We start from the raw sequence: 11,138 nt of genomic DNA, 5'->3' as shown, positions 1-11,138 counted from the left end.
TCTCAGTCCAGGGCATAGTGAGTCTCCTCTGCTATGCCAATTTATAACTGTTACCCATGTGCCCGGTCTAAAGTGTTACCTATGTGCCCGGTTTGCACCTTAATGCGCACCCTACGAAAACCGCTTACGATTGCCATAGGGTTGCCATTTATGGCGACCTAAGACTAAACGACTTCCTCATCCGCCTTCGCCGCCAGTAAATCCAGCAACTTATTCACCGCGAACCCTGCCGCACCTTGCGCCCACATACGATTGGACTCAGTGAGGAACTGCAGCGGTGTCATGTGTGGCGTCAGCTTCAGACGGTAAGTCTGGAAACTCTGGGTGATGTGATCGAGCAAAATGCGTGATGCCATTTGCGGCTCCATCGCCAGATACACCACATCGGGATCGTACGCCACGGAAAGGTTTGCCAGGGATATGCCCAGATGCTGCCCTGCCTCCGCCAGTATGGTTAATACCTCAGGCGTGGGCTGCAGGTCCAGATCGCGCAGTGTCTGTGGCGCCGCCTCTTTCATCGTCACAGCCACGCGCTGCAAAATAGCCTGGGATGAGGCAACATCCTCCAGCAACCGTTCAGAGCCATCACCCAGCAGCGAGACGCCAATTTCTCCGGCTTTACCATGGCGACCGCGATAGAGTTGACGGTCAAGCAAGATCCCCGCACCGATGCCTTTACCGAATGTGGCAATCACCGCTGACTGCGCATGCCCCAACTGACCAAACACCAGCGCCGCCATCGCCAGCGCGTTGGCATCATTTTCAATAAATACCGGCAGCGTAAAACGTTCTTCCAACAGGCGTGCAATCGGTACATTGTTCCAGCCCAGCGCGCGGGATAATACGCAAACACCGTTACTGGCATCCACCAGTCCGGAGAGCGCCAGACCAATAGCGCCGACTTTTTTGCCTTCCACACCACGCAGAAACTTTGCCAGCGCATCACCCAGCTGTTTAGGCGTCATGGCGCCGGAAGGGATTTGCTGCTCGCCGATAATATTGCCGCTGAGATCGGTTAAGACAATGAGGTTACGTTCGGCGTTGAGCTGAATGCCGACCACGCTGGCGTGATCTGGATTCAAACCCAGCAGCGTTTTGGGTCGACCCATTGAAACGCGACGCAGCCCCAGCTCCTGCACAATGCCGCCAGAGAGCAGACGATTCGTGGCCTGAGAAACCGTCGACATGCTCAGGCCGCTTCGCACTTTGAGATCGGATTGGCTGATCGGTGCATTTTCGACAATCAGCCGCAAGATGCGGGCAGTGACGTTGGGAGCGGTCATGGATCTCTTTATCTGCAAGTAAAGGGTTAAGCCGGTTGCTGACTGAACTGGCTTGCCAAACGTAACGCGCCGCTAAGCGCATCCTCCTGTGGCGGCACCAACTGAGCAACAATCGCGGCCGACAGCCAGGGTTGAATCGGTACGGCTAAGCCGCCCATCAGCGCCAGCTTGCCATGGCTGCGGGCCAACAGCGGCTGCACCATCTGCTCAATCTCGGCTGCCGTTTGCTGCAGCAGTGCCACCGCGTGTTCATCGCCCTGCTGCGCAGTGGCGAAAATCTCTGGCACCACCCGGCCCCAGTCAGCGGGCGTTGCCTGCTGTGACCAAATGAGCATCTGTTCCGGGCTGTGTTGATGAAGTGCCATGATGCGTTCAGTCAACGGTGACGCGGGCACGATCCCTTCCTGCGCCAGCAGCGCCAATCGCCGTGCCCGCCGCCCGAGAATCGCACCTGAGCCGTCATCGGACAAGGCAAAACCCCAGCCGCCCAGCAAGGTAAACTGTGTGCCATCCCAGGCGGCCCCCTGGCTGCCCGTCCCGACAATAAACACTGCCCCAGGCGCACCGGCATGTGCGCCCGCACAGGCGATCTCAACATCGGTAAACAAGTAACGTGCCTGTGAGCGTGGCTGCCAGCTCTGTAGGCGGGCGTGGACAGATGCCACATTAACACCCGCCAGCCCCGCCACCAGGGTGGTGCGATCACGTGCCTCAGCGGCTAAGCCAGCTTGCAGAAACAGCTCATCAATAACGTTTTCAACCGCCTGAATAGCCCCATCAAACTGCGACCAGACATTGGCAGGCCCGCCTGTGGCTTCAGCCAGCACACGACCGGCGCTATCTGTCAGGCGTCCACGACAGTGCGTACCACCGCCATCAATTCCCAGCAAAAGTGATTGCACGCGTTTCCTCCTGCCTGCCGCACACGGCATGACGCTTATAGATGTGCGAAAGATAGGGGAAAAAAACTTAAATCGCAATCACAAATAAATACGCATTCCCTATAGTTAATTAATTTTCATATAAAACATAAAGATAATTAAATTTAACAGTTTGAGATCTGGGTTACTGATTGACATTAGTTTTTCTGGCGTAATAAGTTAACGGTCAGATTATCAGCAGCCTGATGGGTCGGGCAGCTAACAGGCAACGGGCTTCAGGGGTACAACATGAAAGTGGGTATTATTGGTCTGGGCTTTCGTCTTTCCCATGTGGTGAAAGAGTTCAACAAAGCCGACGCAGAGTTCTCCGTAGTGGGTTACGTCGATCCAGCACCTGCTGGCTTGCCGAATCTTCACACCTTTGGCATTGATGCAGGCGTGGCATTCGACAGCGTTGACGCCCTGTTACAGCATGGTGGCTTTGATCTGCTGCTGGTGGGTTCACCGAACTTCATGCACCTTGAACACATTCGTCAGGGTCTGGCCGCGGGTTACACCGTCTTCACGGAAAAGCCGGTAGTGATCAATGAAGAGCAGACCATGGCGATGGCGCAACTGGTGCAACAATATGGCCATGAGCGGATTCTGGTGGGTCTGGTGCTGCGTTATTCCCCGCTGTATCACGATTTGCTGAACGCACGTGATGAGCATCGTCTGGGTGAAATCACCTCCATTGAAGCCACTGAGCACATCAAGCCCTATCACGGTGCCTTCTTCCAGCGCGACTGGCGTCGTCTGGAGAAGTATGCCGGCCCTTACATTCTGGAAAAATGCTGCCACGATATCGATCTCTATCAGGGGTTAGTGGGTGAGCGCCCAATACGGGTGGCCAGTTTTGGCGGACGTAAAAACTTCACGCCACAGCATGCGCCTACCGGCGCGGTCACGCCGCAGTCGGAGGTGTATCACGTCAAACCTAGCGGCTGGTCGAGCACCGATGCGGTGTTTGATGGCGATGCGGATATTGTGGATTATCAAACCGCACTGATTGAGTACGCCAACGGCGCCACCCTCGCCTTCCACGCCAACCTCAACGTCCCGGATGAGTTCCGCCGCTTCTGCGTTATGGGCACTGATGGCATGGCTGAGGGGGATTTTGTGCGTAACTACTTCCGCGTACACAACGCCCGCACTGGCGAACGCGAAGTGGATACCACCTACAGTGGCAATGCCTATGATGGCCACTACGGTGCCGATGCGCTGATGGCAGAAGAGATCGTGAAACACATTAAACAGGGCACCCCGCTGAAAGTCTCAGTCGTGGATGCCCTGGAAGCGGGTCTTACTGCGATAAAAATCGATGAAGCGCGAAAATCGAAAACCGTGGTGGATATGACAGAGAGCTGGAAACAATTTGACGCCAGCCTGGGGAAAACCGCGACCGTTTAATCAGCGCGAGTATGGGTGGGCAGCGACGGGCGGCCTGAGGGCCGCACCTTACCAACCGCATCCCACAAACCGCAAAGGATAATAACCCAAGAGCGCACCTTGGTACGCCCGACAGATTTAAACGGTTTCATTCTCCAGCTTCTGCCGTTTACGCAGATGAGGGAAAATTGTCATCCATACCGCCACCACCACCAGCGTGCCGATACCGCCGAGCGCTGCTGCTGGCACCGCCCCCATCCAAGCCGCCAACATGCCTGATTCAAACTCGCCCAGCTGGTTTGAGGTATTAATGAAGATGGCATTGACCGCATTAACACGTCCACGCATGTCATCCGGCGTATCCAACTGCACCAGCGCACCCCGGATCACCATACTTACCATATCGAAGCCGCCGAGTGCCGCCAGCGCCAGCAGCGACAGCCACAATTGGGTCGAGAGCGCAAACACCAGTGTCGCGACGCCAAAACCAGCAACCGAGCCGAACATGATCATGCCGACGTGCTTTTCCAGTTTATGACGGCTCAACCATACGCCCACCAGCAATGCCCCGACAGAAGGTGCACCGCGCAGCATGCCCAATCCCCAAGGCCCGGTATGCAGAATGTCCTGGGCAAAAATAGGCAGCAGTGCAGTTGCTCCACCGAGCAATACGGCAAACAGATCGAGGGAAATCACCCCGAGCACGTCCTTACGCTCGCGAATAAACCGTACACCGGCAAACATATTGGTGAGGTTCATCGGCATACGCACCTGCGGTGGGCGCTCGTACCGCAATCGACTGACCAGCACGAGAGAAATCAGGTAAAACAATGCCGCGACGCCATACACCACATCGGGGCCCGCAACATACAGTAGGCCACCGAGGGTCGGTCCGATAATTACCGCCGCCTGACCGCCGACGGAGCTGGCGGCCATCGCTCGCGCCAGAATCGACGGCGGCACCAGCGCTGGCAGCATAGAGGTAATGGAAGGCCACTCAAGGGCTTTAGCAACGGAGATCAGAAAGACCAATCCCCATATTTCGATTTTGTCCGCCCAGTGCAGTAGCGTCAGCACCACCAGTCCCAACAAGGCCAGACACTCAATCAACTGCCCCAATAAGACAATGCGACGACGATCAAACTGGTCAGCCAGATGGCCTGCAGGCAGAGCCAATAGTACAGAAGGCAAGAATTGCATCAGTCCTATCATGCCAAGCGCCATCGCACTGTGGGTGATGGCATAGATTTGCCAGCTGACCGCAACGGAGAACATCTGAAAACCAAACGATGAACAGGTGCGTGCCAACCAGAAGGCGACAAACGACCTGTGCCGCAACAGCGAATCATCTGCTGCGGATACCTGTGAACCCATAGTTTTTATCCCATCCTCAATCACTGTTCCGGCAGGCGTCATTGCACCAACCTGGTGAAAAGCCCTTTGCTGGCTCTCTTTATGTTTTTCCGGCCACAGAGTGCGGCATCTTGCAGGTACAGGCAATGGCTAGCCGTGCGCTTTAAAAACAGTTGCTTATCTTAAATTCTGCTAAGCATAGAGTTCTGAATATTAGCAGGCTGATTGTTTTCAACCGAAAATATCCAAATCATTCCGAAAGTTCCAATAACTATTTAATTATTACCGCTTCGCTGGCGATTATCTCTTTATCAGAGACAGCTAAAAAACGTGATCTTTTCAAACAAATCGGTCTATATTGGAAGTGTAAAAATCACAGCAGTCTTGCCGTCCTTATAATAATTAAGACGCTCCAATTAATTAATTTATTCGCAGAGATAAATGGAAAACAGTTCATACAATCCTTATGTTACTGAGCGTATCCGTCGCTTCGACGGCGCACTGACCGGTGTCTGTTATTCAGCACCCTTTATGCATTGTGAACAGGAAAGCCCGAGATTACTTAACGGATGCAACATAATTTCACTGCACAATCAGTTGCCCGATACGCCTGAATTAATAATCATCCCTTTAGCGGGAAATATACTGACGCGCTTTTTACAGGCACCGGAAATTTATTCCAGCCTACAGTCAGAGAATGTGCGTCTGGCAATCAACTATACCGGTTTACTTCAGCAGGATAAGGCCTTGCGGGAAGCAGCTCAGCATTTTTCTTTCTGGCTTTATGATTTGGCGCCACCGGGTACTTGCTGGAAGAATATTGCTTCATTTCCCTTTAGTGGAATAGTTCTGACTGATGAATTCTTCAACGATAATTATCTCAAGTTTAGCTTTCCATTTCTGCTTGGCTCATGCCGGGAAAGAGAAGCAGAAGTGATATTACGCACGCCGCAGCTATCCCTGCCGCTGGCGAAGTATGAAGACTTACAGCTTTCTGGCTGGCAGGAACAACGCACCAGCAGCGTCCTGATTGAAGTGTAAACGGTTACACAAAACTCCGCACCTTGGCGTTAAGGCCCGATCTCTTCGGGGAAAACGCTTTAATTTCCTCATAAAATGTCGCACTACTACCATTCCAGAAGTGCAATGCACTAAAAAAATCAAACCCGTTAACGTTTTTAAGATAAAATTTAACGCAAAGGGATCATCTGGCGTCATGGAAGCGCGCCGATCGTACATCTTAAGTCACTTCGTACTCTATGTCGGAAAACAACCCAATGCGTTGTTTTCTTTTAAGTTTATGGCAAAGAAAGAGGTTAATATTATGGGGAAAGCTTCCTCATCTTTTGGCGTGATTCGTTTCCTGACAGTGCTGTTCGCGCTGCTCACGGGCGCATTTATGCTGGTTGGCGGCGTTTGGTTAGCCGCCATTGGAGGTTCCTGGTACTACGTTATTGGCGGTGTGATTATGTTGATCACCGCTGTCCTGCTGTGGCGTCGTAGCGGCGCAGCAATCATGCTGTATGCCTTACTGCTGTTGGCTACGCTGGTGTGGGGTGTCTGGGAAGTCGGTTTCGACTTCTGGGCGCTGGCACCACGTACCGATGTGCTGGTGATCTTCGGCATCTGGTTGATTCTGCCGTTTGTCTATCGCGGCCTGAACCATGCGGGTAAAGGTGCTCTCGGTCTGATGGCCGTTGCATTGATTGCCAGCGTACTGGTTCTGGCGTGGGCGGTATTCCACGATCCGCAGGAGCTGAATGGTGAAATCCCTGCGGCGGCGGATAATGCCCCGCAAGCGCAGCCATTGAGCAACATCAAGGATGCTGACTGGCCAGCCTATGCGCGTGACCAGCAAGGCACCCGCTTCTCACCATTAAAGCAAATCAACAGCGGCAACGTGAAAGATCTGCAGGTGGCCTGGCAGTTCCAGACCGGCGATCTCAAGACCCCGAACGATCCGGGTGAAATCACCGACGAAGTAACGCCGATTAAAATCCGCGACACCTTGTATCTGTGTTCACCGCACCAGATTCTGTTTGCGCTGGATGCGACCACCGGTAAGCAGAAATGGAAATTCGATCCGGGCTTGAAGCCGAATCCAACTTTCCAGCACGTTACCTGCCGTGGTGTTTCTTATCATGAAATGCCTGCTGCCGCTGATGCAGCCAACACCCAGCCTGCGCTGTGCTCGCGCCGTATTTACCTGCCGGTAAACGACGGTCGTCTGTTCGCACTGGATGCCGAAACCGGTGAGCGTTGCCCATCATTCGGTAACAACGGTGAGCTGGATCTGCAGCACAAACAGCCGGTGCTGACCCCAGGTCAGTATGAGCCGACTTCCCCACCGATCATCACTGATACCACTATCGTGATTGCCGGTGCGGTCACCGATAACTATTCAACCCGTGAGCCGTCAGGCGCCATCCGTGGCTTTGACGTCAACACCGGTAAGCTGCTGTGGGTGTTTGATCCGGGCGCGAAAGATCCTAACGCGATTCCAGATGACGAACACAGCTTCACCATGAACTCGCCTAACTCTTGGGCACCGGCGGTGTACGATCCAAAACTGGATACCGTTTACCTGCCGATGGGCGTTTCCACTCCAGATATCTGGGGCGGCAACCGTACACCTGATCAAGAGCGTTATGCGAGCAGCGTGCTGGCCCTGAATGCCACTACCGGTAAGCTGGTATGGTCATATCAGACGGTGCATCACGATCTGTGGGATATGGACCTGCCGTCACAGCCGACGCTGGCCGATATCACCGACAAAGAGGGCAACACCGTACCGGTGATTTATGCCCCGGCGAAAACCGGTAACATCTTTGTATTGGATCGCCGTACCGGTAAGCCTGTCGTGCCAGCACCAGAGACGCCAGTGCCGCAGGGTGCTGCGAAAGGTGACCACGTTTCTCCTACTCAGCCGTACTCCGAACTGACCTTCCGTCCGAAAAACAATCTGACGGACAAGGACATGTGGGGCGCGACTATGTACGACCAGCTGGTGTGCCGCGTGATCTTCAAGCGTCTGCGCTATGAAGGTCCGTTCACGCCGCCGTCTGAGCAGGGTACGTTGGTATTCCCAGGTAACCTCGGCATGTTTGAGTGGGGTGGTATCGCGGTTGATCCACATCGTCAGATCGCGATTGCTAACCCAATGGCGCTGCCGTTTGTCTCTAAACTGGTGCCACGCGGTCCGGGTAACCCGATCGAACCCCCAGCTGATGACAAAGGTGGTTCAGGTACCGAAACCGGTATCCAGCCACAGTATGGCGTGCCTTATGGTGTGGAGCTGAATCCGTTCCTGTCTCCGTTCGGTCTGCCGTGTAAACAGCCAGCATGGGGCTATGTCTCTGCTGTTGACCTGAAAACCAACGAAACCGTGTGGAAGAAACGTATCGGTACCGTTCGCGACAGCGCACCGGTTCCAGTGCCGTTCAAGATGGGTATGCCAATGCTGGGCGGCCCAATCACCACCGCCGGTAACGTGTTCTTCATTGGTGCGACTGCCGATAACTATCTGCGCGCGTTCGACACCAACACCGGGGAAATGCTGTGGCAAGCACGTCTGCCAGCCGGTGGCCAGGCAACACCGATGACCTATGAAGTGGATGGCAAGCAGTATGTTGTCATCGCGGCAGGCGGTCACGGTTCGTTTGGGACTAAGCTGGGCGATTATGTGATTGCTTATGCACTGCCAGATGCGAAGTAAGCCTCTGGGTTAAAATGACAAAGGCGGGCTGAGAAGCCCGCCTTTTTATTGCTTCACGTTCTGCAGCTAACAGATGCGCAATGAATTGCGCCGCTACGGTTTTTTTAACACTCGTGCATTTAACAATGCGCATAGCGCCATGATCACACAGGTCGCCAGAAACACGGGCTGCATGCCGAATGCGCCGCCGACAAATCCACCAAACAGCGGGCCCGACACCTGGCCGACATATTGAGCCGAAGTCGAATAGCCCAGCATTTTCCCCACCTGCCCTTGCGGCACGTTATGGCGAATCAACGCCGTCACACAGGGCATCAACCCGCCCAGCGCCATCCCCATCAGGAAACGCAATACCACCAGTTGCCAGGCTTGGGTAATAAACGCCTGGGGAATCAGCAGCACGGCACAGGCAATCAGGCCATAAACCAACACCCGTCCATGCCCGACCCGATCCGCCAGTCGGCCCAAACGCGGTGCAGAGAGAATGCTGCCCAATGCGGCGGCGGCCATCACCACCCCCGCCGTGACCGTAATGGCATGTTCACTCTGGACAAACTGGCCGATATACAGCGTGATAATCGGTTCAATCGACATGTTGGCGAAAATCAGCAACATGCCTGATAACCACATCAGCCTGACCACCGGCAGATTAATCGATTTATCTTCCTCAATATTGCTCTGCGCCGCTTTTTTACCGGCTTGACGCGGTGCTTCTTTTAACAAAAAGGTGGTGGCAAGGAAGGCGAGGAAAATCACCGCACCGGTCACCCAGAAGGTGTGACGAATCCCGATAAGAGGTGGCAGTATCCCGCCCAGCAGCGGCCCCACCACGTTGCCCGCCATAATGCCGGATGACAATACCCCCAGCGCCCAGCCAGTCTGCTCTTTAGGCGTCTGCGACGCCACCAGAATGGTTGAGCCAGAGGCATAGCCACCTAATAAACCGGCTAACAAACGCAGCGCCACCAGCTGCCACGGCGCGGTCGCCATACCAATCAGTGACATGGCAATCGCCATCCCAAGGCTGGCTCGGATCAGCATCAGTTTACGGCCATAGCGATCGGCCAACTTACCCCACAATGGTGCGGTGAGCGCCGCGCTCAGGAAGGTTGCGCCATACGCGGCCCCAGACCAACGGGCAATCGCGGCAGGTTCCTGCACGCCAAGCTGCTGCACGTAGAGTGGTAAAAAAGGTAACAGTAACGTCATCGCCACGATGGTACTGAACGAACCCAGCACGCAGACACACAAGTTACGCTTCCAGTGTTGCTGCTCAGGCGCTAACACGGTTGAAGAGGACGACATAGTGATTTCCCTGTTTTTGCTTTTTTAGCAGGCTAACAGCGCTGAAGCGGAGAAAACAGGGTGAGAGGGATATTTGCCAACCAGCGCTGCATTGTTGCCAGATAACAACAATCAACCTTCACCTAATGTATTGATGAGTGCATCACACAACAGCGTGACCGGCGATGAAGGCTGTGGCTGCTCTTTAAGCAGTAAATAGCTGTGCAAGCGATCCATTTGCCACTCCGGTAACACCTGCTGAATTTCCCCACGCCCTAACGCCTCTTGCGTCATATACGCAGGCAGATAAGCAATACCTGTGCCCGCCAGCGCCGCATTCAACAGCGCCATGCTGTTATTGGCGCGAAAGCGGCTGTGCACGTCCAGCGCCAGTCGCTGTTTGTCGCGACGAAATGGCAGTGCAGCAGTATGTGCTGGGCCGTGGAACAGCAGCAAATCGTGGCGGGTCAGGCGTTCAGGATGATCGATGGCAGGATGCGCCGCCAGATAATCGGGCGTGGCATACAAGCCCCACTCAATCGTGCTTAATTCCCGAAAATTGGCCACTTCCGGCGGCCGGGCGCGGATCACGATCGCGACATCTGCACTGGGTTGTGGATCGTCACTGGTGGTGAGTTCGAGATCGACATTGATGTGAATATGACGGCGGATAAAGTCATTCAGGGTGGGGACCACGCACTGGCAACCAAAGGTGATGGGCGCCTGTAAGCGCACATTCCCGGCGGGCAGTTGATGCACCTGCTGCACAAAGGCATCGGCACGGTGCATCTCTTCCAGCATGCGAGTACAGAACGGATAGTAAGCCTGCCCCAACTCGGTCAGCACCACCTTGCGCGTGGTGCGTTGCAGCAGTTTGATGCCGAGCCGCACTTCCAGCCGGGCAATTTCACGGCTGACATGCGATTTAGATATACCCAGGGTTCGCGCAGCTTCACTGAAACTTTGCCGCTCTACGACGCGCGCAAACAGCATCATAGCGGTGAGATTATCGCTGTTGTCCATGTTCTCAGGCAGGTGAAGAAAGTGAGAACTGAAGATTATAACAATGTCCGACTGGTCGCCATTAATGGCAACCCTTATATCTCGATCATTCTCCTCCGGGTGCTATGATCCCCGACTGATCATCGGGAAGTTGCTGGTGAGATGGGGGCGACCCTTGGGCACTAAGCCTGT

8 protein-coding genes are annotated in these 11,138 nt (G+C 54.4%); 3 read left to right on the top strand and 5 right to left on the bottom strand.

Annotated elements, in window-relative coordinates; all coding sequences use genetic code 11:
- Positions 1-164: 164 nt before the first annotated feature.
- Both ACPUC8_RS25740 and ACPUC8_RS25735 read right to left on the bottom strand, forming a co-directional pair.
- Positions 165-1,283, bottom strand: a complete 1,119-nt coding sequence (locus ACPUC8_RS25740) for an ROK family transcriptional regulator (RefSeq protein ID WP_494927733.1) — start codon at positions 1,281-1,283, stop codon at positions 165-167.
- Positions 1,284-1,309: 26 nt separating this feature from the next.
- Positions 1,310-2,185 carry a glucosamine kinase nucleotide-binding domain-containing protein gene (locus ACPUC8_RS25735; RefSeq protein WP_494927732.1) on the bottom strand — a complete coding sequence of 292 codons (876 nt, stop codon included), beginning with the start codon at positions 2,183-2,185 and terminating at the stop codon, positions 1,310-1,312.
- Positions 2,186-2,452: 267 nt separating this feature from the next.
- On the opposite strand from ACPUC8_RS25735, the gene ACPUC8_RS25730 reads away from it, so the two are divergent.
- A complete protein-coding gene (locus ACPUC8_RS25730) occupies positions 2,453-3,613 on the top strand; it encodes a Gfo/Idh/MocA family protein (RefSeq protein ID WP_058969606.1) in 1,161 nt (386 codons plus the stop codon).
- A 117-nt stretch (positions 3,614-3,730) separates the two neighbouring features.
- On the opposite strand, the gene ACPUC8_RS25725 is transcribed toward ACPUC8_RS25730, so the two are convergent.
- Complete coding sequence (locus ACPUC8_RS25725; protein WP_494927731.1) at positions 3,731-4,966, bottom strand: MFS transporter; 1,236 nt, start codon at positions 4,964-4,966, stop codon at positions 3,731-3,733.
- 420 nt (positions 4,967-5,386) lie between these two features.
- Here ACPUC8_RS25725 and ACPUC8_RS25720 point away from each other — a divergent pair, with 420 nt between their 5' ends.
- Both ACPUC8_RS25720 and ACPUC8_RS25715 read left to right on the top strand, forming a co-directional pair.
- Positions 5,387-5,986, top strand: a complete 600-nt coding sequence (locus tag ACPUC8_RS25720) for a hypothetical protein (protein WP_039335861.1) — start codon at positions 5,387-5,389, stop codon at positions 5,984-5,986.
- A gap of 283 nt (positions 5,987-6,269) precedes the next feature.
- Complete coding sequence (locus ACPUC8_RS25715; protein WP_058969700.1) at positions 6,270-8,660, top strand: glucose/quinate/shikimate family membrane-bound PQQ-dependent dehydrogenase; 2,391 nt, start codon at positions 6,270-6,272, stop codon at positions 8,658-8,660.
- Between the two features lie 93 nt (positions 8,661-8,753).
- Here ACPUC8_RS25715 and ACPUC8_RS25710 read toward each other — a convergent pair whose 3' ends face one another.
- Together ACPUC8_RS25710 and ACPUC8_RS25705 are read right to left on the bottom strand one after the other, a co-directional pair.
- On the bottom strand, positions 8,754-9,965 hold the full coding sequence (locus tag ACPUC8_RS25710; protein WP_494927730.1) for an MFS transporter: 1,212 nt from the start codon (positions 9,963-9,965) through the stop codon (positions 8,754-8,756).
- A gap of 111 nt (positions 9,966-10,076) precedes the next feature.
- Entirely contained in the window at positions 10,077-10,967 is an 891-nt protein-coding gene (locus tag ACPUC8_RS25705) for a LysR family transcriptional regulator (RefSeq protein WP_058969612.1), read from the bottom strand.
- Positions 10,968-11,138 lie beyond the last annotated feature (171 nt).

The sequence above is a fragment of the Pantoea sp. CFCC18177 genome (assembly GCF_059412425.1).
This window is presented reverse-complemented; position numbering and strand designations above follow the sequence as displayed.

Coding starts and splice junctions, on each gene's coding strand:
- ACPUC8_RS25740 (WP_494927733.1), bottom strand. CDS start 1,283: ATGACCGCTCCCAACGTCACTGCCCGCATCTTGCGGCTGATTGTCGAA.
- ACPUC8_RS25730 (WP_058969606.1), top strand. CDS start 2,453: ATGAAAGTGGGTATTATTGGTCTGGGCTTTCGTCTTTCCCATGTGGTG.
- ACPUC8_RS25725 (WP_494927731.1), bottom strand. CDS start 4,966: ATGGGTTCACAGGTATCCGCAGCAGATGATTCGCTGTTGCGGCACAGG.
- ACPUC8_RS25720 (WP_039335861.1), top strand. CDS start 5,387: ATGGAAAACAGTTCATACAATCCTTATGTTACTGAGCGTATCCGTCGC.
- ACPUC8_RS25715 (WP_058969700.1), top strand. CDS start 6,270: ATGGGGAAAGCTTCCTCATCTTTTGGCGTGATTCGTTTCCTGACAGTG.
- ACPUC8_RS25710 (WP_494927730.1), bottom strand. CDS start 9,965: ATGTCGTCCTCTTCAACCGTGTTAGCGCCTGAGCAGCAACACTGGAAG.
- ACPUC8_RS25705 (WP_058969612.1), bottom strand. CDS start 10,967: ATGGACAACAGCGATAATCTCACCGCTATGATGCTGTTTGCGCGCGTC.